Consider the following 20,981-nt stretch of genomic DNA (forward strand, 5'->3'; position numbering starts at 1 on the left):
CAATGCAGCCGGGATCGGGCGATTCGGCCCGCCCGAAAGCGAATGATCGATCGGATTTCAGTTTTCGGCGGCAAAATTATTTTTGCTGGAAATCGCGAAATCGATCGGTAGCGGCGACGATCGCGGCGCTCATATCGGGATTTGCGATGGAATGGGCAGCATGCGGAAGGAGTTGCAGCTCGCTTTGCGGCCAGGCGCGGGCCAGTTCCCAGGCGGTCACCAGCGGCGCCTCGATATCGAGCCGTCCCTGTAGCAAGATCGCTGGAATGCCTGTCAGCCGCCCGGCGTTGTTCAAAAGCTGGCCGTCCTCCAGCCAGGCGCCGTTGACGAAATAGTGAGTGATGATGCGGGCGCGCGTCAGCAGATAGGCCGGATCGGCCCAGCGGCGTGGCAGTCCTTGAGGATCGGCGAGCAGGATGGAGGCCGCCTCCCAGTCATGCCAGTCGCGGGCCGCTTTCAGGCGCGTCTCGGAGTCGGAATGGTTGAGAAGGCGATGATAGGCGGCAACTATGTCCTCATCTCGCTCCTGGCTGTCCGCAGAAGCCGCCTGGCGGAAACGGTGCCATTCCTCCGGAAAGAGCGGCGCCATGCCGCGACAGAGCCAGTCGATTTCCGAGCGCCTTGTGGTGGTTACGCCTGATATGACGATCGCTACGACGCGCTGCGGATGGGTCTCGGCATAGGCGAGCGACAGTGTCGAGCCCCAGGAATTGCCGAAAACGAGCCAGGCGTCGATGCCGAAGAACAGCCGCAGCCGCTCGATATCGCCGACAAGATGCCAGGTGGTATTGAGGGAGAGGTCGGTTTTGCGATCGGCAGCGCTCGGCAGGCTGCGGCCGCAATTGCGCTGATCGAACAGAATGATTCGATAGGCGTCGGGATCGAAATGGCGCCGCGCCGTCGTCGAGCAGCCGGAGCCCGGCCCGCCGTGCAGCACCAGCGCCGGCCGGCCAGCCGGATTGCCGCAGGCCTCCCAATAGATCAGGTTGCCGTCGCCCGTGTCGAGCAGGCCATGATCATAGGGTTCGATTTCCGGATAGAGAGCCGACATCGTTGTGCCTGTCGAAGGTTGTTCCACTCATAATATCTATGGCTGAATGGTAGGAACGACTTGCGACAGGATTTCGCTCCTGCTTTCCGAAGCCCGATTTTATTGCCGCTGGCAGATCTCTTGCCGTGAAACCCAGGCTTGTCAACAGGACCTGACCGGGTGCGCGCCCGGCAAGCGCATCGGCGGCACCGTCACGTAATCAACGGTGTCTCAGAGGAATTCGCGCAGCGTCTCGCGGGACTGGATCGACAGGAATTCGATCGCCACACCTTCGACGAAATGGCGGACGACGCGGCCGCGCATGTTGCCGAGCCGCACCGCAGTTCCGATCGAGGGGCGCATCTCAACGTCAACGGCAGCGCCCGACAGCGAAAGGTCCATGATACGGCAGGTATAACGGGTGCCGTCCTCGAGGGTTAGTTCGGTATTCGTATCGCGTGGCGTCAGACGGTCATGGCGACGATCTTCCGGCAGACCGAGCTCATGTTTGTTGGCAAGCCAGGTAAGCTGGGCGGCGAGCTTCTCCCGCTTCCGCTCGGTGGCGTTGATCGACATGGTGAAGCCGCGGCCGTCGAGCGTCTGGACATAACCTTCGACGCGGCCGAGATGGTCGATATAGGCGACGACACGTTCGTTGGCGCGTGGCCGGCCAAGGCAGGTGACATACATGTCGCCAGGCGACATGTCGATCACCATGCATTCGAACTCCTCGTAACTGGCAAGCATCAGCCGGCCCTGCATATTGATGGGCACACGCTGAAAAACGCCCTGTTCAGGGCGCGGCGCAGGTCTTTGCGTCTGAGCTGGCTGGAACGAGTGCATCAAAAGGCTTCTTTATGAAATCTGAGAGACCGATCATTACCCGCAATCCATTAACAGAAGGTTGTTTTGCCTCATTCTCATATAGCCGAAAACGAGTATGACCGATGTCCCGAAACGGGACTGTCAGCGCGCCTCCGCACTCGTCAGCAGCTGCGACACCATGCGGCGCATGACCTGCCCGAAACCGGCGCTTTTGGCGGCGACGATTTCGTTGATGGGGCGCAGCTCGGCGGCTTCAGCGTTGCCGAATTTGCCGGGCAGAAGACGGCTGCGGTCGAGAGCCAGGAATTCGAGCGGCACGATCTCCAGCCAGCTCGCAGCCGCCGTGGGTGCGATTGCGCCGAGCAGCCGGTCGCAGGCGCCGCCCGGCGAGCGCAGCGGCATCATGATGATCTCGAAGGAGGCCTGATGGCCGACGGTGCTGTAGCCGGTGGCGTTGAACAGGGCCGGCAGGACATGGTCCATGACGCCCATCGCGGTGCGTTCGATGTCGGCGTGCTGGCCGTTTGCCCAGAGTGAGGAGAAGCGTGCGCCGCGCAGATCCCGCCCGAACAGATCGCAGATGCGGGTGCCGGCGAGCCGGAAGCCGATGTCGCCTTCCTCGCGGGTCTCGAGAATGAACAGGCTCTGGAGCAGATGCGGGACAGCGGAGGGTTCGATCTGCGCTTTCAGCGGCGCATCGGCTGCGCCGCGGATACGGTTCCAGTAGTCAAAAATTTCGATGGTCGTTTGCACACGCATTTTTCACCAACCTGTCCCATTCCGGGTCATTTTCGGGCACTCATTGCCCCTACAGGCTCAACCTTGCGGATTTCATGCCAACTCGCGGCGGTTAAGGTTAAGAAAGGGTTTCGGTTGAGGTGCGGTGCCTGCCGTGGCACTGTCCGGCCATCGCTTCGACTTTCGAAGTTCAGCACAACCTGCCCGGGCCGAGGTCTTTCCTTGGACACCGGTATGCCGTCCGGCACTTCGGACGGCTTTTTTTTTGACAGGTGCTCCTGTATGGCTGAGGCCTCAACGAGGCGATACTGAAATGAATGAGCAGACGGCCGAGCCCCATAAGGCGCCCGAACCTCCCGAGGTCCAGCCGCCGGCAAAGCGGCCGCGCGTGCCGGTCTTCAACCTTCCACCGGCGCTGTTCTTCAGCCTTTGCCTGATTGTCGTCATCTATGCGGCGCAAGAGCTCGTGCTCTCCGATGATGCGCTGAGCTGGCTGTTCTTCACCTTCGGCTTCGTGCCCGCCCGCTATGTGATTCCGCTGTCGCAGCAGGGGCCGGAGCTGTTCTGGACGCCGGTTACCTATTCACTGCTGCATGGCAGCGTCCAGCATATCGTCTTCAACGGCTTCTGGTTGATGGCCTTCGGCGCGCCGGTCGCGCGCCGCATCGGGACGCTGCGATTCGTGCTTTTCTGGCTCTTTTCAGCCGCCGCCTCCGCCGCCCTGCACGCAGTGTTGAACTGGGGGGATGTGACGCTTTTGATCGGCGCGTCGGGCGTCATCTCCGGGCTGATGGGGGCTGCCTGCCGATTCGCCTTTCCCGCCGAACGGCGGCCGATGCTGCCTGCGCATCTCAATGCCCGGCTGTCCATCGCCGAGGCGCTGCAGAGCCGCACCGTCGTCATCTTCATGCTGCTCTGGCTGGTCGGCAACGCCCTGATCGCCGTCGGCATCCCGCTTGTCGGCGACAGCGACCAGCCCATTGCCTGGGACGCGCATATCGGCGGTTTCGTCTTCGGTTTCCTGCTGTTTTCGTTGTTCGATCGGATATCACGCCCGCCTATTGCAGAACCTGCCGGAACGGAGAAGGATCTGTTGCAATCCTGAGCCGGGCGGTGCACGATTGTCCTATCCGCGCTGGGGGGAGAAACCGCCGCGGGTGCCTGTGACAAGTGTTTCACGGACATAGGAGGTTCGAATGTCAGTCAAAGCAATCCTCGACCTGAAGGGCAGGGACGTCGTCACCGCCGGGCCGAACACGACCGTCGCAGAGGCGGCCGTCATCCTCAGCAAGAAGAAGATCGGCGCCATCGTCGTCGTCGGTATGGAGAACCGGATTTCCGGCATGTTCACCGAGCGCGACCTCGTGCATGCGATCGCTAAACACGGCAAGGACGGCCTCGACCAGCCGCTGGGTCAGGTGATGACCGCGAAGGTCTACCGCTGCCACGAGGAGACGACCGTCAACGAACTGATGGAACTGATGACCAGCCGCCGTTTCCGCCACGTGCCGGTGGAAAGCAACGGTAAGCTTGCCGGCATCATCTCGATCGGCGACGTGGTGAAATCGCGCATCGCCGAAGTCGAGCGCGAGGCCGAGGAGATCAAGGCCTATATCGCCGGCTGAGGTTTTCGTCCTCGTTCGAGGGATGCCGTCGCCGCGAAACGGCTACGGGCTTGCGGATGATGCCGATCAGGGGGAGCTGGCGTAGACTTCCTGCATGCGCTTGATTTCGGGGAGCCTGGCTCTGGCTTCCTCGTAGCCGCGTTCGATCGCTTCGCCGGCGCGGTGGAATTCGGAAAGGCCGATATAGCTTAGGCGCGGCTGCAGCGAAATATCCGGCGGGTCGCCGGCCAGGCGGGCGCGGGCGATCCTGTCCTGGATGATATTGAAAGCCTGCACCATGACGCCGGTCATGCCGAGACGGGCATAAGGCGCCTCTTCCTGCTTCTGCACCTCCTGCGGCGAGAGGCTGGCATTGTGCCGGACGACGGCCGAGCGGCCATAGAGATCGTAATTGAGATTGACGGCGACGACCAACGGCTGCTCGTAGGCGCGACAGACGGAGACGGGGACGGGGTTGACCAATGCGCCGTCGACCAGCGTGCGGTGATTGCTGCGCACCGGCTCGAAAATCCCGGGCAGGGCATAGGAGGCGCGCAGCGCCGTGATCAGCGAACCATTGGCGATCCAGACTTCATGGCCGGTATTGACCTCGGCGGCGACGGCGACGAAGGGCCGGTCGAGATCCTCGACGTTCAGGCCTTCGAGATGTTCCTGCATGCGCTTTGTCAGCCGCATGCCGCCGAACAGGCCGCTGCCGCCGATGGTGAGATCGAGGAGACTGGCGATCCGGCGCATCGTCAGCGAGCGGGCGAAACTTTCGAGTTCATCGAGTTTGCCGGCGAGATAGCAGCCGCCGACCAGCGCACCGATCGAGGTGCCGGCAATCATGCCGATTTCGATTTTTGCCTCGTCGAGGGCGCGCAGCACGCCGATATGGGCCCAGCCGCGGGCCGCTCCACCGCCGAGCGCCAGCGCGATCTTGATTCTCTTGACGGGTGCGGGAGGCGGGATCGTCTCGAGTGTGGTCGACATGCCAGAACCGGAACCCTCGCCTTCAGAGCTTTGACGATGCAAATTCCAGCTCAGCATGGCGCTCTCCCCTCCCAGCAGAACACATGGTTTCCGATAGTGTGCCCGATCAGTTTCCAAATGGTATATAGCGGCGACTTCTGGCGCAATAAGGAGCAGATCCCGGGAAATTCCGGCTCCATCTTCCCGGCCTATTTTCCGTAAACGTCCTGCGGATCGAAATGACGCTCGTCGTCGACGATATCAAGCATCGGCTTTCCATCCCGAAGCGTGATCGTCCGATAGAAGCAGGAGCGGCGGCCGGTGTGACAGGTGGCGTCATGGCCGGCGACCTCGACCTTCAGCCATATGGCGTCCTGATCGCAATCGGTGCGAATTTCCTTCACCGTCTGGAGATTGCCCGAGGTCTCGCCCTTCTTCCAGATCTTGCCGCGCGAACGGCTGAAATAATGGGCTGTGCCGGTCTGGATGGTCAGCGCCAGCGCATGGGCGTTCATGTGCGCCACCATCAGCAGCTCGCCGTCGCCTGCGTCGGTGACGATCGCGGTGATCAAGCCACGGTCGTCGAAACGCGGCGTGAAATCGCCGGCGTCTTCCAGCGCCGACTTGTCCTCGGATGGTTGACTGAAGATCAATTGGCTCATCGCGGCCCTCCTGAGGGAGCCGGTCTCAGCGGCTCCGCACCATGGTCATGAAACGGGCCTGATCGGCCGGCTCGGTCTTGAACGTTCCGGTAAAGGTGGTCGTCAACGTGGTCGAGCCCTGCTTCTGAACGCCGCGCATCGCCATGCACATATGTTCGGCCTCGATCATCACCGCGACACCGCGCGGGTTAAGCGTATCGTCGATCGCCCGGGCAATCTGCGCCGTCATTGTTTCCTGGGTCTGCAGACGGCGGCCATAGATCTCGACGACACGGGCAATCTTCGACAGGCCGAGCACACGACCGTCCGGCATGTAAGCGACGTGAGCCTTGCCGATGATCGGCACCATGTGGTGTTCGCAATGCGAGAAGAAAGGAATGTCCTTGACGAGGACCATATCGTCGTAGCCGGCGACTTCTTCGAAGGTGCGGCCGAGCACGTCTTCCGGCGCCATGTCGTAGCCGGAAAAAAGCTCGCGGTAGGATTTGACGACACGCGCCGGCGTTTCGATCAGGCCTTCGCGCGTCGGGTTCTCACCGGCCCAGCGCAGCAGGACACGAACGGCTTCCTCCGCCTCCTGCTGGGAGGGGCGATCAGAGTCGCGGTTCGTCTGCGGAAAGTTCTTTACGATGGCGTCCATGAACAATGGTCTCCTGGTCCGCACCGCGGACCGATCTGTCGGAATCGCCACTGGTCAATCCCATGCGGGAATTCATGCACCTTTGGCAGGCTCCGGGGCTTTCGAGGCGAATTCAACACCCCTCCGGCACGGTTTCCCAATCAAACTTACACGAGGCCATTGCATTTTAATGGCCTTCGAACGACATACATATAGGAAGACGGCCATCGTATGTAAGTATCCTCAGATGACACGGTGTGTTTTTTGTTTCGACAACAATAACCGCCCTTATTGAGGCCGATCCGCAGCGATTTTGGAGCGGAAATCCAACATGGACGATATCTACAACAGCAAGATCCTCGAATTCGCCGGCAATATTCCGTTGACCGGCACCTTGGCGGATGCCGATGCGAGCGCCCAGGCCTATTCGAAGCTTTGCGGCTCGAAGGTGCGGATCTGGCTGAAGATGGATGGCGACACCGTCACGGGTTTTGCCCATGACGTGAAGGCCTGCGCGCTTGGCCAGGCCTCGTCCTCGATCATGGCGCGGCATGTCGTCGGCGCCACATCGGGTGAATTGCGCCAGGCTCGGCAGGATATGCTCGCCATGTTGAAGGCCGATGGAGCAGGGCCCGATGGACGGTTCGAAGACATGCGCTATCTGCTGCCGGTGCGGGACTACAAGGCCCGCCATGCCTCGACGATGCTGACCTTCGATGCCGTCGTCGATGCGATCGGCCAGATCGAGGCGAAACGGGCTGAGGTTGTCGAGGCGTAACTGGATGTGCGAGTTCTGCGCCCTGCAGGCCAGCGATGAGGAGGACCGTGGTGCCGCCGGACCCGAGAAGCCGCGTGAAAAGATCGCACGCGCTTCGCGCAATTATACCGGTCCGTTCCGCAAGACTCCCGACCGCCTGCTCGGCATGGGGTTCATCCGCCTTTACCAGTTGACGCTTTCCGGCTTTGTCGGCAATTCCTGCCGCCATATCCCGACCTGCTCCGAATATGGCTACGAGTCGATCGCCCGCCACGGATTGTGGGCCGGCGGCTGGATGACGCTGTTTCGCGTCGGCCGCTGCGGCCCAGGCGGCACCAGCGGCCTCGACCAGGTGCCGGAGATACTCGGCGACGACTTCCGCTGGTGGACGCCGTGGCGCTATTTCTCCCTCGGGCGCAAGAGAGGATGAGCATGAGCACCTTCATTGCCCTCCTGCACAGCATTGTCCTGACGCCCGACCGGCGCGTCATCATGGAAGATCTGCGCGCGCTCGCCAAAGATCTTGGCTATCGCGAACCGCGCACGCTGGTTTCCACGGGTAATCTCGTCTTCGAGGCCGACGATGTCAGGCCGCACGAACTCGAGGTCGCGCTGGAAGAGGGGTTCGAAGAGAAATTCGGCAAACATGTCGATATCATCGTGCGCAGCGACTGCACCTGGATGGCGCTTTGCGGCACCAATCCCTTCAGGGACGGCAACGGCGACCAGGTCATCGTCCGGGTGATGCGCCTGCCGGTCGATCCGGAGAAGGTGGAGGCGCTGAAAGCGCTGATGACGGAGGGACAGCGCATTGCCGTCGTCGGCGGCGATCTCTGGATCGATTTCGCCGGCAAGCCGAGCCAGTCCAAGCTGCTTTCGGCGCTGACGACCAAGCGGATAGGCATCGGCACGATGCGCAACTGGAACACGGTTTGCGGCCTCGCCCAAATGATCATGTAGGCCTGCTGCTTCTTTACTCCCAAGGCAAATCTGAGTATCAGGCGGCAGCGCTTCCAAAGAGCGGAGGCGCTCCGTTTCAACCACCCGCATTCGTTGGCGGGACTGGACAAGGAGAATTTCGATGTCTGAAAACATTTCCCTGACATTTCCCGATGGTTCCGTGCGCAGCTTCCCGGCTGGCGCGACCGGCAGGGATGTCGCCGAATCCATTTCCAAGTCGCTCGCCAAGAGCGCGGTCGCCATTGCGCTCGACGGCACCGTGCAAGACCTTTCCGATACCGTCACCGACGGCAAGATCGAGATCATCACCCGCAAGGACGGCCGTGCGCTGGAGCTTATCCGGCATGATGCCGCGCACGTCATGGCCGAAGCGGTGCAGGAGCTCTGGCCCGGCACGCAGGTGACGATCGGCCCGGTCATCGAAAACGGCTTCTATTACGACTTCGCCAAGAACGAACCCTTCACGCCCGACGATCTGCTGAAGATCGAAAAGAAGATGAAGGAGATCATTGCCCGCAACGCGCCCTTCACCAAGCAGATCTGGTCGCGCGAAAAGGCCAAGGACGTCTTTGCGGCCAAGGGCGAAAACTACAAGGTAGAGCTCGTCGACGCGATCCCTGAAGGGCAGGATCTGAAGATCTACAATCAGGGCGATTGGTTCGATCTTTGCCGCGGTCCGCACATGGCCTCCACCGGCCAGGTCGGCACGGCCTTCAAGCTGATGAAGGTTGCCGGCGCCTATTGGCGCGGCGACAGCAACAACGCCATGTTGTCACGCATCTACGGGACGGCATGGGCCGACCAGGCCGATCTCGACAACTATCTGCACATGCTGGCGGAAGCCGAAAAGCGTGACCACCGCAAGCTCGGCCGCGAGATGGACCTGTTTCACTTCCAGGAAGAAGGCCCGGGCGTCGTCTTCTGGCATGGCAAGGGTTGGCGAATCTTCCAGTCGCTCGTCTCCTACATGCGTCGCCGGCTCGCGGTCGATTACGAAGAAGTCAACGCGCCGCAGGTGCTCGATACCGCGCTTTGGGAAACTTCGGGTCACTGGGGCTGGTATCAGGAAAACATGTTCGCCGTGAAATCGGCGCATGCGATGACGCATCCGGAAGACAAGGAAGCGGATAATCGCGTCTTTGCACTGAAGCCGATGAATTGCCCCGGCCACGTGCAGATCTTCAAACATGGGCTGAAGTCCTATCGCGAACTGCCGATCCGCCTCGCCGAATTCGGGCTGGTGCATCGCTACGAGCCTTCGGGCGCGTTGCACGGGCTGATGCGCGTGCGCGGCTTCACGCAGGACGACGCGCACATTTTCTGCACGGACGAGCAGATGGCTGCCGAATGCCTGAAGATCAACGATCTCATCCTGTCTGTCTATGAGGACTTCGGCTTCAAGGAAATCGTCGTCAAGCTTTCCACCCGGCCGGAAAAGCGCGTCGGTTCCGACGCCCTCTGGGATCGGGCGGAAGCCGTCATGACCGACGTGCTGAATACGATCGAGGCTCAGTCCGAGGGCCGCATCAAGACTGGCATCCTGCCGGGCGAGGGTGCCTTCTACGGGCCGAAGTTCGAATATACACTGAAGGATGCGATCGGCCGCGAATGGCAGTGCGGAACGACGCAGGTCGATTTCAATCTGCCGGAACGTTTCGGCGCCTTCTATATCGACAGCAACTCCGAAAAGACGCAGCCGGTGATGATCCATCGCGCCATCTGCGGCTCGATGGAACGCTTCCTCGGTATCCTGATCGAAAACTTCGCCGGCCATCTGCCGCTCTGGGTGTCGCCACTGCAGGTGGTGGTCGCGACAATCACTTCGGAAGCCGACGCTTACGGACTTGAAGTGGCCGAGGCGTTGCGCGAGGCCGGTCTCAACGTCGAGACCGATTTCCGCAACGAGAAGATCAACTACAAGGTCCGCGAACACTCGGTCACCAAGGTGCCCGTCATCATCGTCTGCGGCAGGAAGGAAGCCGAGGAGCGCACGGTCAATATCCGCCGTCTCGGCAGCCAGGACCAGGTTTCGATGGGGCTCGGCGCCGCCGTCGAAAGCCTTGCCTTGGAAGCAACGCCGCCAGACGTCCGTCGCAAGGCCGAAGCAAAAAAAGCCAGGGCGGCCTGAAAACGCCTCCATCCGACAGCGCCACCAGCGCTGTCGGAGGACCTGGGAAGCGCTGAACAGCGGCGGCGACCGCAAGGGTCTGCTGGCCCGCCTCTATGAGGCCGTCTTCTCGATGGCACCGCCGAAGCGCGCGCCCCAAAGCTCCCGGCTAAGGCGAAACCGCTCGCGGTAAATCAATCGAGACTGGTGTCGTCGCCGCCCTGCGGCGCGAGCTGTTCATAGGAAGGGAGCGGCGCCACCGGAGCCGGCTGGACGCCTGGCGGCGGCGGTGTTCCCACAGGCACTTGCTGTACCGTGCGGGCCGCGTCGTTCACCGGCGGCTGCGGCTGCTGGTCCTTCATCAGAACCTCGACATCGGTGTTCCTGCCGGCGACGACGGTGAAATCGCGCTGGTAGATCTTGTCCTTGTTGCGGGCGACGGCGGAATATCCGCCTTCGGCGAGGACCATGGTCGGGAAGGCGCTGACGCTTTCGCCGACGCTGTCGCCGGCCGCCGTCAGGATCGACCATGCAGTATCGGCGATCGCCTCGCCGCCGGCATCGGAGACCAGTTTGAAGGTGACCTGCGCGGCCCGATGCTGGATCGTTGCTTCGGTCAGCTTGCCGGCCTCGACCTGGATGTCGGCGCGGATGACGGCGTTGACGCTGCCATATTCGGAAACGATATGATAGGTGCCGGCATTGAGGCGGACGACGGTGTTCGGCGAGACATCGGCGACGACGAGGCCACGCTCGCCGTCCTCGCGCACTTCCGAGGAATAGATCGAAAAACTCAGCTGATCGGGGCGGATGCGAGCGTCGGTACCGGAAACGGCATTGAGCAGCAGGCCGCCGGCATCGAGCACCATTACCTGCTTGTCGACCTCGCCGTCGGCGGGCACTGTCAGTTTCTTGGTGACGCCGGCGCGGCCGAAGGAGACGTTGACGAAATAATCGCCGGGCGCGAGCTGGAAGGCGGCGGGTCCACCCTTGGCGCTGGCGATCAGCGGCAGTTTGCCGTCGGTTCCGGCGATCGGGCTGAAGACATACCAGGAGAGGCCTTCTTCGACCGGTGTGCCGTCCACCGTCAGCTTGGCTTCCATCGGCACATCGCGCAGTTTGACCCCTTCAGGCGCCGTGCCGGGCGCGATAAAGGCATCGAGCTTCGGCATCTTCGGCGTCGATTCAAGCTGTTTGAATTCCTTGAAGGCATCCTGAGCGCCGGCGCCTGGAGGCGTCAGGATCGTCAGGGCAATGGCAAGGCCGATGCGTGCAAAAGGCGAAATGCCAAACATCTGTTTCGTGAACCGATTGACTTCTGAAATCGCAAAGGCCACTTCAAGACCAACGCGATGGCAAATTCAAGACCCAGCCTTTGCAGCAGCATAAAAATGAGAGTTTCTCCCGCATGAAATCCGATATCAAGCTGATTGATTACCTCGCCGTACGCCGCTCCATCCCCGCTTTCCAGATGTGCGAACCAGGCCCCGAAAAGGCCGAAATTGAGGAAATTCTGCGTCTTGCCTCGCGTGTTCCCGATCACGGCAAGATCGCGCCCTGGCGCTTCATCGTTTATCGCGGAGGCGAGCGCGCTCGCCTCGGTGAGGAACTTCTGGCCTTGGCGCTCGAGACGAAACCTGAGCTTTCCGAAGAGATGATCCAGGTGGAACGCGCGCGTTTCACCCGCGCGCCGGTGGTGGTCGCCGTCGTCAGCAAGGCGGGGCCGCATATCAAGATTCCCGAATGGGAGCAGCTGATGTCGGCCGGCGCGCTGTGCCTCAACGTCATCCTCGCCGCCAATGCCAGCGGTTATGTCGCCAACTGGCTGACGGAGTGGTTCGCCTATGACGAGCGCGCCTATCCGCTGCTCGGTGTCGGGCCTGATGAAAAGGTGGCGGGGTTCATCCATATCGGCTCGACGACATTTCCGGCGATCGAGCGGCCGCGGCCGGAGCTTGCCGATACCGTGACCTGGGTCGGCGGTGAGGAATGATGTTTTACACCACCGACGACAACCGGCACGGACTGGCGCATGATCCATTCAAGGCGATCGTGTCGCCGCGCCCGATCGGCTGGATCGGCAGCAAGGGCAGGGACGGTTCGATCAACCTTGCCCCCTATTCCTTCTTCAATGCCGTCGCCGATCGGCCGAAGCTGGTGATGTTTTCATCCGCCGGACGCAAGGACAGCCAGCGCAACGCGGCCGAGACCGGCGTCTTCACCTGCAATTTCGTCGGTCGCGATCTCGCCGAGAAGATGAACCTCTCCTCGGCGGCGCTGCCCTATGGCGAGAGCGAATTCGACTTTGCCGGCCTGACGGCGAAGCAGGCCGAACTCATCGACGCGCCCTATGTCGGCGAGGCTTTCGCGGTGCTCGAATGCAGGGTCACCGAGATCATGGAGCCGAAGACGCTGTCCGGCGCGCCGTCGGAAAACGTCCTTGTCTTCGGCGAGGTGGTCGGTATCCGCATCGACGAGACGATCGTCAGAAATGGCCGCCTCGACATGTCGATCGCCCGGCCTGTGGCCCGCATGGGTTACATGGATTACAGCGAAGGCAGCGATGTTTTCGAGATGTTCCGGCCGCATCTGCCGAAGGTTTAGATCGGTCGCAAGGCATACAAAGGCTTAAGAAATATGGTGAACCAATCTTAAACCTTTTGCCGCTACGGTCGCAGCATTGAATGAAACGCGAGGGAATCGCGTTCAAGTGCTGGGGCGTCGCGTGATCATAGAAGCTTTCCTTCGGTGGATCGAAACGGCCAAAACCGGTGACCGGGCCCGGGCCGCAAACGCGCTCGGGCGGGCCTATCTGCAGTCGGAGATGACGGGAGACGAGCGGTCGGCAGCCGAGATGGCGATGACCTTTCTGCTCGACGATCCATCGCCGCGCGTCCGGCTGGCACTAGCCGAGGCGATAGCCTGGTCGCCCGATGCGCCGCGCAGCCTGATTCTTTCGCTTGCCGAAGACCAGCCCGAAGTCGCCTGCCATGCGGTGACCTGTTCGCCGCTTTTGAGCGATGCCGATCTCGTCGATCTTGCCGCGCGCGGCAACGGCGCCACCCGCATGCTGATCGCGGCGAGGGCGCATGTGACGCGCCCGGTTTCCGCAGCGCTTGCGGAAGTCGGTGACGAGGAAGAGCTGCTCTGCCTGCTCGAAAACGACGGCGCGGTGATCTCCGGCCAATCCCTGAAACGTATCGCCGAGCGACTCGGCGACGGCTGCGACATCCGCAACCTGCTTCTCGACCGCAGCGATCTTCCCGCCGATGCCCGCCAGTTGCTCACTCAGCATGTCAGCAATGCACTGGTCGGCCTGCCGCTCGCCCAGGCGGCGATCGGTCTGCAGCGGCTGCAGCGCATCAGCCGCGAGGCGACCGAGGCTGCCATTGTTTCGATCGCCGGCGACATTGCGCCGCGCGAAATCCCCGACCTCGTCGAACATCTGCGCCTCAACGGCCAGCTGACGCCGTCCTTCCTCATGCATACGCTCTGCGCCGGCAAGGTCGATTTTTTCGCGGGCGCGATCGTCGATCTGACGGGTTGCGGCGAGCGCCGGGTGCGCTCGATCCTGGCAACCGGGCGCATGCATGCGGTGCGTGCGCTCTACGAATCCGCCGGCCTGCCCAGGGATATTAGCGTAATCTTCGTCGAGGCGACGCTCCTGTGGCGTGAGGCCGCCAGAAGAGCGCCGGGCAGCGTGCTCGGCACTGTCTGCGGCCGACTTCTGGAAAAATTCCGCCATCATGACGGCGCACATGGCGCGGTCGGCGAGCTGCTCGACATGGTGGAAAAGCTTGGGGTCGCCGAACAGCGGCAATCGGCTCGTGTCTATGCGGCGCTTGCGGCGGCTTAGTCGGCCAGCCGTGTCACGACCCAGGAGTAGCTGGCAGAGACGAAATGCACCGGTTTGGCGAGCGTGTCCTTGACGCTCCGGCCGGTGGGCAGATGGTCGCGGACCTTTCCTGCAATGTCGTCGGCAAAGCCACGCAGCCCCTGTGGGTGCTGTTCGGCCGTTTCGGGAACGGCCGGCGGCACGGGCGCCGGCTTTGGCGGTTCGGCGGCAGCAATGGCTTTCGGCGCCTCGCAGACTGCAATAACCGAGGGATAGCTGACATTGGCATAGGTTTTCAGGCGACGTTCGGCTTCGGCATCGCAGGCGGCAACCGTCTCCCAGCGTTTGTCGACCGTCGCGACATAGCTGCACTGGCTGATGGAATCGTCGCAACCGAGAATGGTCATCGCGATCAGTACCGCTTGCATATTTTGCCTCCTTGGCTATTGAGCATGTCATCGTCTTAGAGGGCGCAATTCCAACCGAATGAAGGCAGGGGCATTAACTCTTGGTCATGTCGGGAAAAATTGTGCGCTGCGCCAGCAGAAAGAGGGAGCATGTCCGTCACCATCGCCCTGGAGCCGCCGCGTCAGGACGGCGTCGTCCGGCTTCTCGATCTTTCCGATGCCTATGCAGGGTCGCTCTATCCCGCCGAGAGCAACCATCTGGTCGACCTCTCCTTGCTCGAGAAGCCTTCGGTAAGCTTCCTGGTCGCGCGCAACGGCGATGCGATCGTCGGCTGCTGCGCGCTGGTCGAGGCCGGCGACGGCACGGCGGAGATCAAGCGGATGTTCGTCGATCCCGAGGCGAGGGGGCTCAAGATCGCCAGCGGCCTGATGAATGCGCTTGAAACGATCGCCAGCGAAAAGCGGCTGACGGCGATCCGGCTCGAAACCGGCATCTACCAGCCCGAGGCGATCGCGCTCTACCGCAAATACGGTTACCAGGACATCGAAGCCTTCGGCGCTTATCTGTCGGATCCGCTCAGCCTGTTTATGGAAAAGCGGCTGGGATGACGGTTTACGAAGGTCGGTTCAGCCTTCAGCGATACGGGGAAGCGTTTTCGGCGTTCCGGGCGACGGCGGCGGCGCCTGTTCGTCGATAAGGATCTGCGGTCCCGTTTCGCCCTTATCGGCATTGCGGGCCTCGTGGATCCATTCGCGCCAGATGGCGACGATCAGCGCCATCAGTACCGGGCCGATGAAGAGGCCGAGGAAGCCCATCGTCTTGACGCCGCCGACGAGGCCGAAGAAGGTCGGCAGGAAGGGCAGCTTGATCGGACCGCCGACGAGCTTCGGCCGCAACGTCTTGTCGACGATGAAGAGCTCGACCGTTCCCCAGACGAAAAGACCGATGCCGGCGACATGCGAGCCGCTTGCCAGGAGATAGATTGAGACCAGCGTGAAGGAAAGCGGCGCACCGCCCGGTATCAGCGCCATCACGCCCGTCAACACGCCGAGCGTGACGGGCGACGGCACGCCGGCGATCCAGTAAGCCACGCCAAGCACGATGCCTTCGCCGATCGCAATCAGCGTCATGCCCATGACGGTGGAACTGATCGTCGCCGGCACGACGCGGGAAATGCGCTCCCAGCGGTTCGGCAGGATGCGCTCGCCGAGCATGTCGATCTGCTTGGAGAAGGAAAAACCGTCGCGATAGACGAAGAACAGCGCGATCAGCATGAAGAGAAGTGTCAGCAGGAGGTGGAATGCACCGCCGCCGGCCGCAAGCACGGCACGGTAGATATTGCCGATATTGGCGCCGCTGACGGCCTGTATCACTTCGCCTAAGGCGCCGGGGCTGCCGATATATTTGGTCCAGACTTCATCGAGATAGGCGCCGGCCCAAGGCAGGGCGACGATCCAGGCCGGTGTCGGGGCGCCGGAGCGGTTGGCATGGATTGCCCAGGCAACCCAGGTACGCACTTCACCCGTCGTATAGGTGACCGCAAGCCCGATCGGGATGACCAGGAAAGTGACGATCATGATGATGGCGATCGTCGCGGCGACCGTCGTATTGCCGCCGACGCGGGCAAGAAGCTTGCGGTAGAGCGGCCAGCTGGCGAAACCGATGACCAGGGCTGCCAGCACCGGCACGAGGAAACCGTAGAAGAAGTAAACGCCGGCCGCGACGATCAGAACCAACAGCCAGCGCGCCGCCGAAATGGAAGGAATCAGCGGTGTGCGTGTCGGCGCCGATGATCCGAGCCATCGTGGTTCATGATTGCTTTTCTGACGGTCGAACACACCCACGCGCGCCTCTTCTTATTCTTGTCTTCTGGTTATGGGCTATGAACCCGGCGGTTTCAAGGTCCGCACCATGAAAGCGTATACAAAGCGTCGCTATTCGGCCGTCAGAGCCGATATCTTACTGTTGCGGACGGCGCAAAATCTTGAAAGCGTAGAACTGCGTCTTCTGGGCGGCCGAGAAATTATTGTCGGAGCCGAGAATGAAGACGTCGGTTCCATCCTTGGCCTTGCCGAGCGACGTGGCCTCGATATTGTCGGGGACGAGGCCGATTGCTCGAACCGGCGCTGCCGCTCTTCCCAAGGGGAGGCCGCACGCCGACCGCTTCATGCGCCGGTTGTTTTACGGAGTTGTTACGGTTCTTCGTCAGTTCCGTGAAATCGCAGATGCTAAAATGGCGGCCGCGCCGAACGGTATCTCTACTCCAGTTCGGCGCGGGCCGCAGATGCTTTAAATATCGAGGTTCTCGGCGAAGGCCGCGCGTTCCTGGATGAAGCGGAAGCGGGCTTCCGGCTTGGTGCCCATCAGATCGTCGACAGCGCTGCGAGTGCCCTCGAAATCCACCTCGTCGATCAGCACCTTGAGCAGGGTGCGTTTGGACGGATCCATTGTGGTTTCCTTGAGCTGGGCGGGCATCATTTCGCCGAGACCTTTGAAGCGACTGATCTCGACCTTGGCCTTGCCCTTGAACTCCGTCTGCATCAGCTCGGCGCGATGATTGTCGTCGCGGGCATAGGCGGATTTCGACCCTTGGGTGATCTTGTAAAGTGGCGGCACGGCGAGGAAGAGGTGGCCGCCGCGCACCAGTTCCGGCATCTCCTGATAGAAGAAGGTGATGAGCAGCGAGGCGATGTGGGCGCCGTCGACGTCGGCATCGGTCATGACGATGATGCGCTCGTAGCGCAGATCTTCGTCGCGGTATTTCGACCGGGTGCCGCAGCCGAGCGCCTGGATGAGATCGGCAAGCTGCTGGTTGGCTCCGAGTTTTTCGCGGCCGGCGCTGGCAACGTTGAGAATCTTGCCGCGCAGCGGCAGAATTGCCTGGTTGGCGCGGTTGCGCGCCTGCTTGGCCGAACCGCCTGCCGAATCACCCTCGACGATGAAGAGTTCGGCGCCTTCGGCGGTGTTCTGCGAGCAGTCGGCGAGCTTGCCGGGCAGGCGCAGCTTGCGCACCGCCGTCTTGCGGTTGACTTCCTTTTCCTTGCGGCGGCGCAGCCGCTCCTCGGCGCGCTCGATCACCCAGTCGAGCAGCTTGGCCGACTCGTTCGGGTTGTCGGCAAGATAATGGTCGAAGGGATCGCGCAACGCATTCTCGACGATGCGCTGGGCCTCGACGGTCGCGAGCTTGTCCTTGGTCTGGCCGACGAATTCCGGTTCGCGGATGAAGACCGACAGCATGCCGACGGCCGAGATCATTACGTCATCGGTGGTGATCTGCGCGGCGCGCTTGTTCTGCGTCAGCTCGGCATAGGCCTTCAGGCCCTTGGTCAGCGCGATGCGCAGGCCGGCCTCATGCGTGCCGCCTTCGGGGGTCGGGATGGTGTTGCAATAGGAATGCACCTGCGGATCGCCGCCATACCAGGTGATCGCCCATTCCATCGAGCCATGACCGCTGGTTTTCTCGGTCTTGCCGGCGAAGATCTCGCGGGTGACGGTGAATTCCTTACCCATCGTCGCCTGGAGATAGTCCTTCAGGCCGCCGGGGAAGTGGAAGACCGCCTTGTCAGGGACCTCGGAGCCTTCGGGCAAGACGCCCTGCTCGCAGCTCCAGCGGATTTCGACGCCGCCGAACAGATAGGCCTTCGAGCGCGCCATCCGGAACACTCGGGCGGCATCGAACTTCATGTGATCCCCGAAGATCTGGGGGTCGGGATGGAAGCGCACGCGGGTGCCACGGCGATTGTGGACGTCGCCCAATTCTTGAAGCCCGCCCTGTGGCAGGCCGCGGGAGAAGCGCTGGCGGTAGAGCTTGCGGTTGCGTGCCACTTCCACTTCGAGGTCGTCGGACAGCGCGTTGACGACCGAAACACCGACGCCGTGCAGACCGCCCGAGGTCTCGTAGGCCTTGCCGTCGAATTTGCCGCCGGCATGCAGCTTGGTCATGATGACTTCGAGCGTCGACTTGCCCGGCACCTGGGGATGGTTCTCGACCGGGATGCCGCGGCCGTTGTCGGAGACGGTGAGATAACCTTCGAGGTCAAGATAGACCTCGATGAAATTGGCGTGTCCGGCAACTGCCTCGTCCATCGCGTTGTCGATGACTTCGGCAAAGAGGTGATGCAACGCCTTTTCGTCGGTGCCGCCGATATACATGCCCGGGCGCATGCGCACCGGCTCGAGGCCTTCGAGGACGCGGATCGACGAGGCGCCGTACTCGTCCGAGTTCGACGCAGTGGGTGCCGGGCGCGCAGAGGCTCCCGCAGCAGAGGGGACTCCAGCAGCAGGTGGGGCAGCAGCCGGCGCAGCCGCCACCGGCCGCCGTTCGGCCGCAGCCGCAGGCTTCTGCGCCTCCTCGCGTTTTTCAGAGAGGGGCATTCCGGAAAAGAGGTCGTTGCTATCGTCCATGGAGCCGTTCAGATCTTCATCCTGTCTTGGGTCTGGCTTGGGGCTTGCATCCTCCGCCGACCCAAAATCACCGCATTTCATGTCACGTTTGCGAATCAGGCAGATTTTGCCAGAAAGCACCTCTATACGCGACACCGCCAGTTTTGGCGGGCTTTTCACACATGATTTGCGTTGCTGGGCGCCGAATGGCAAGCGGCGGCAGGCTTCAGGAACCATCCGAATGCGAATGTCCACAAGTCATTACACCATCATCACTGCAATTGCGGCGTTTTTTCTATCCGCGGCTGTCCTTTCCGCTGTCGGCCCGGCGCGGGCGGGCGATGTGCTGCCGCCGTTCAAGGACGATCTGTTTTCGAAGCAGGCCATCTTGCAGACGGGCGATGACGGCGCCTTCGAGGTCATCGACTATGACGAGATGCGCGATATCAACGACCGCGACCAGATCCCGCAAAAACGGGTGCAGCAAAAATATGTGGCGCTCGGCATCCGCAAGGCCCAGGTCGACGAGACGCTGTCTCTGGACGGCGTCAGGCTCGATGTCACCAGGGTGGGACAGGCACAGAATGCCGCCTTCACGGTGATTTTCATCCATGGCCGCGACGGCGATCGCCGGCTCGGCGCCAACGACTACAGCTTCGGCGGCAATTTCAACCGGCTGAAGAACCTCGTCGCCGGCAATGGCGGCGTTTATTATTCACCGACCGTCCGGAGTTTCGACAGCAACGGCGTTGCGGCGATCGCCGGCCTCATCCGCTATGCCAGCGCCCAATCGCCGGGCCGGCCGATCATCCTGTCCTGCGCCTCGATGGGCAGCCAGGTGTGCTGGGGCATTGCGCGCGACGAGGGCAGCGTCCAGCGGCTGAAGGGCATGCTTGTCATGAGCGGCGTCACCGATCCCGATTTCACCAGGAGCGGCTTCTACAAGGCGAAGCTGCCGCTCTGGTTCGCCCATGGCAGCCGCGACCCGGTCTATGCCGCCAGCACCCAGCAGGCGCTGTTCGAAAGCCTGCACAAGGCCAAATATCCGACGCACTTCACGCTGTTTCAGACCGGCAATCACGGGACGCCGATCCGGATGATCGACTGGCGCCGGGTCTTGAACTGGTTTCTTGCTGGTTAGCGGTTGAATTTCGCAGAAATATAGGCGGGATCGCCGAGATTCCCCTTACGTCAAGGGCATGATGCTTTTCTTTGCCGCGCGCTTTTGATATGGCCCAAGGCATACGCAGAATTTGGAAGGCTGGCATGACACCTGACGTGCGCCCGCTCGTGGCGGGAAACTGGAAAATGAATGGCATGCGTGCCTCCCTGGATCAGATCAAGGCGATCGCCGAGGGCGTTTCCGCGCCGCTTGCCGACAAGGTCGAAGCGCTGATCTGCCCGCCGGCGACGCTGCTTTATGTGGCGACGGCGCTCTGCACCGACAGCCCGCTTGCGATCGGCGCTCAGGACTGCCATCAGAACCCGTCGGGCGCGCATACCGGCGACATCTCGGCCGAGATGATTGCCGATTGTTTCGGCACTTATGTCATTGTCGGCCACTCCGAGCGGCGCACCGACCATGCCGAGACGGATCATCTGGTCCGCGCCAAGGCGGAGGCTGCCTTTGCCGCCGGGCTGACGGCGATCATCTGCATCGGCGAGACGGCCGATGAGCGCCGCACAGGCCAGGCGCTCGACGTCATCAAACGTCAGCTTTCCGCCTCGGTTCCGGACGGCGCCACCGCTGAGAACACCGTCATTGCCTATGAGCCGATCTGGGCTATCGGTACCGGTGTGACGCCGACGGCGGGCGATGTCGAAAAGGCACACGCCTTCATGCGGGCCGAACTCGCGGCCCGCTTCGGCGGGGAAGGCCGTAAGATGCGTCTTCTCTATGGCGGCTCGGTCAAGCCGGCCAATGCCGGGGAACTGATGGGCATCGCCAATGTCGACGGCGCGCTGATCGGCGGGGCGAGCTTGAAAGCGGCCGACTTCCTCGCCATCTACCGGGCCTATGAGGCGCTGCTCGCCTGAGGCATTCTTTTTATTCCCGGGTTATTCGTTTGTCCCGAGGCTTA

At 62.0% G+C, this 20,981-nt stretch carries 22 protein-coding genes and 2 pseudogenes; 13 read left to right on the forward strand and 11 right to left on the reverse strand.

The window, feature by feature from the left end; all coding sequences use genetic code 11:
• Positions 1-76: 76 nt before the first annotated feature.
• The 3 genes from pip to FHX03_RS09720 all read right to left on the reverse strand — a co-directional run bounded on the left by pip (position 77) and on the right by FHX03_RS09720 (position 2,614).
• Positions 77-1,051, reverse strand: coding sequence for a prolyl aminopeptidase (gene pip / locus FHX03_RS09710; RefSeq protein WP_097628821.1), 975 nt, complete (start codon positions 1,049-1,051; stop codon positions 77-79).
• A gap of 210 nt (positions 1,052-1,261) precedes the next feature.
• Complete coding sequence (locus FHX03_RS09715; RefSeq protein ID WP_097628822.1) at positions 1,262-1,873, reverse strand: PilZ domain-containing protein; 612 nt, start codon at positions 1,871-1,873, stop codon at positions 1,262-1,264.
• A 123-nt stretch (positions 1,874-1,996) separates the two neighbouring features.
• The gene (locus FHX03_RS09720; protein WP_097628823.1) at positions 1,997-2,614 is read right to left on the reverse strand and encodes a PAS domain-containing protein; all 618 of its coding nucleotides are present in this window, start codon (positions 2,612-2,614) and stop codon (positions 1,997-1,999) included.
• A 292-nt stretch (positions 2,615-2,906) separates the two neighbouring features.
• Between FHX03_RS09720 and FHX03_RS09725 the strand changes: the two genes are divergently transcribed.
• Positions 2,907-3,698, forward strand: coding sequence for a rhomboid family intramembrane serine protease (locus FHX03_RS09725; protein WP_097628824.1), 792 nt, complete (start codon positions 2,907-2,909; stop codon positions 3,696-3,698).
• 91 nt (positions 3,699-3,789) lie between these two features.
• A complete protein-coding gene (locus FHX03_RS09730) occupies positions 3,790-4,218 on the forward strand; it encodes a CBS domain-containing protein (protein WP_007629157.1) in 429 nt (142 codons plus the stop codon).
• A gap of 66 nt (positions 4,219-4,284) precedes the next feature.
• Here FHX03_RS09730 and FHX03_RS09735 read toward each other — a convergent pair whose 3' ends face one another.
• From FHX03_RS09735 to folE, 3 genes are all read right to left on the reverse strand, one after another.
• Positions 4,285-5,247: a patatin-like phospholipase family protein gene (locus FHX03_RS09735; protein WP_012557750.1), complete on the reverse strand. Its 963-nt coding sequence runs from the start codon at positions 5,245-5,247 to the stop codon at positions 4,285-4,287.
• A gap of 131 nt (positions 5,248-5,378) precedes the next feature.
• Complete coding sequence (gene hisI, locus FHX03_RS09740; protein WP_003586336.1) at positions 5,379-5,831, reverse strand: phosphoribosyl-AMP cyclohydrolase; 453 nt, start codon at positions 5,829-5,831, stop codon at positions 5,379-5,381.
• 25 nt (positions 5,832-5,856) lie between these two features.
• A complete protein-coding gene (folE, locus tag FHX03_RS09745; RefSeq protein WP_003572990.1) occupies positions 5,857-6,471 on the reverse strand; it encodes a GTP cyclohydrolase I FolE in 615 nt (204 codons plus the stop codon).
• Positions 6,472-6,781: 310 nt separating this feature from the next.
• On the opposite strand from folE, the gene FHX03_RS09750 reads away from it, so the two are divergent.
• The 5 genes and pseudogenes from FHX03_RS09750 to FHX03_RS34385 all read left to right on the forward strand — a co-directional run.
• Positions 6,782-7,228, forward strand: a complete 447-nt coding sequence (locus tag FHX03_RS09750; protein ID WP_097628825.1) for an iron-sulfur cluster assembly scaffold protein — start codon at positions 6,782-6,784, stop codon at positions 7,226-7,228.
• A gap of 4 nt (positions 7,229-7,232) precedes the next feature.
• Entirely contained in the window at positions 7,233-7,637 is a 405-nt protein-coding gene (gene yidD, locus FHX03_RS09755) for a membrane protein insertion efficiency factor YidD (RefSeq protein ID WP_183853459.1), read from the forward strand.
• A 2-nt stretch (positions 7,638-7,639) separates the two neighbouring features.
• The gene (locus FHX03_RS09760; protein WP_183853461.1) at positions 7,640-8,167 is read left to right on the forward strand and encodes a DUF1697 domain-containing protein; all 528 of its coding nucleotides are present in this window, start codon (positions 7,640-7,642) and stop codon (positions 8,165-8,167) included.
• 121 nt (positions 8,168-8,288) lie between these two features.
• Complete coding sequence (thrS, locus tag FHX03_RS09765; protein WP_183853463.1) at positions 8,289-10,295, forward strand: threonine--tRNA ligase; 2,007 nt, start codon at positions 8,289-8,291, stop codon at positions 10,293-10,295.
• Positions 10,296-10,335: 40 nt separating this feature from the next.
• Positions 10,336-10,467: pseudogene (locus tag FHX03_RS34385) on the forward strand (glycerol acyltransferase); the annotation flags it as partial.
• A gap of 1 nt (position 10,468) precedes the next feature.
• On the opposite strand, the gene FHX03_RS09770 reads toward FHX03_RS34385, so the two are convergent.
• Positions 10,469-11,569 carry a hypothetical protein gene (locus FHX03_RS09770; protein ID WP_183853465.1) on the reverse strand — a complete coding sequence of 367 codons (1,101 nt, stop codon included), beginning with the start codon at positions 11,567-11,569 and terminating at the stop codon, positions 10,469-10,471.
• Between the two features lie 113 nt (positions 11,570-11,682).
• Here FHX03_RS09770 and FHX03_RS09775 point away from each other — a divergent pair, with 113 nt between their 5' ends.
• From FHX03_RS09775 to FHX03_RS09785, 3 genes are all read left to right on the forward strand, one after another.
• On the forward strand, positions 11,683-12,267 hold the full coding sequence (locus FHX03_RS09775; RefSeq protein WP_097628829.1) for a nitroreductase: 585 nt from the start codon (positions 11,683-11,685) through the stop codon (positions 12,265-12,267).
• Complete coding sequence (locus FHX03_RS09780) at positions 12,267-12,878, forward strand: flavin reductase family protein (RefSeq protein WP_097628830.1); 612 nt, start codon at positions 12,267-12,269, stop codon at positions 12,876-12,878. The genes FHX03_RS09775 and FHX03_RS09780 overlap by 1 nt, the downstream gene beginning before the upstream one ends.
• 106 nt (positions 12,879-12,984) lie before the next feature.
• Positions 12,985-14,130 carry a DUF2336 domain-containing protein gene (locus FHX03_RS09785; protein WP_183853467.1) on the forward strand — a complete coding sequence of 382 codons (1,146 nt, stop codon included), beginning with the start codon at positions 12,985-12,987 and terminating at the stop codon, positions 14,128-14,130.
• Here FHX03_RS09785 and FHX03_RS09790 read toward each other — a convergent pair.
• Positions 14,127-14,537 carry a hypothetical protein gene (locus FHX03_RS09790; RefSeq protein WP_183853469.1) on the reverse strand — a complete coding sequence of 137 codons (411 nt, stop codon included), beginning with the start codon at positions 14,535-14,537 and terminating at the stop codon, positions 14,127-14,129. The two genes, FHX03_RS09785 and FHX03_RS09790, sit on opposite strands and share 4 nt — an antisense overlap.
• A 129-nt stretch (positions 14,538-14,666) precedes the next feature.
• On the opposite strand from FHX03_RS09790, the gene FHX03_RS09795 reads away from it, so the two are divergent.
• Complete coding sequence (locus FHX03_RS09795) at positions 14,667-15,125, forward strand: GNAT family N-acetyltransferase (RefSeq protein ID WP_097628833.1); 459 nt, start codon at positions 14,667-14,669, stop codon at positions 15,123-15,125.
• Positions 15,126-15,143: 18 nt separating this feature from the next.
• Here the strand turns inward: FHX03_RS09795 and FHX03_RS09800 are convergent, their stop codons facing one another.
• From FHX03_RS09800 to parE, 3 genes and pseudogenes are all read right to left on the reverse strand, one after another.
• The gene (locus tag FHX03_RS09800) at positions 15,144-16,361 is read right to left on the reverse strand and encodes an AI-2E family transporter (protein ID WP_097628834.1); all 1,218 of its coding nucleotides are present in this window, start codon (positions 16,359-16,361) and stop codon (positions 15,144-15,146) included.
• Positions 16,362-16,476: 115 nt separating this feature from the next.
• Positions 16,477-16,638, reverse strand: a pseudogene (locus tag FHX03_RS09805) (esterase-like activity of phytase family protein); the annotation flags it as partial.
• 168 nt (positions 16,639-16,806) lie between these two features.
• Positions 16,807-18,921: a DNA topoisomerase IV subunit B gene (gene parE / locus FHX03_RS09810; protein WP_183853471.1), complete on the reverse strand. Its 2,115-nt coding sequence runs from the start codon at positions 18,919-18,921 to the stop codon at positions 16,807-16,809.
• 220 nt (positions 18,922-19,141) lie between these two features.
• Here parE and FHX03_RS09815 point away from each other — a divergent pair, with 220 nt between their 5' ends.
• Positions 19,142-20,041 (forward strand): alpha/beta hydrolase, encoded by a 900-nt coding sequence (locus tag FHX03_RS09815; RefSeq protein ID WP_183853473.1) that lies wholly within the window; start codon positions 19,142-19,144, stop codon positions 20,039-20,041.
• Positions 20,042-20,166: 125 nt separating this feature from the next.
• Complete coding sequence (tpiA, locus tag FHX03_RS09820) at positions 20,167-20,937, forward strand: triose-phosphate isomerase (RefSeq protein ID WP_097628838.1); 771 nt, start codon at positions 20,167-20,169, stop codon at positions 20,935-20,937.
• The last annotated feature ends 44 nt before the right edge of the window (positions 20,938-20,981 follow it).

The sequence above is a fragment of the Rhizobium sp. BK456 genome, assembly GCF_014194045.1.
Lineage (GTDB): Bacteria > Pseudomonadota > Alphaproteobacteria > Rhizobiales > Rhizobiaceae > Rhizobium > Rhizobium redzepovicii.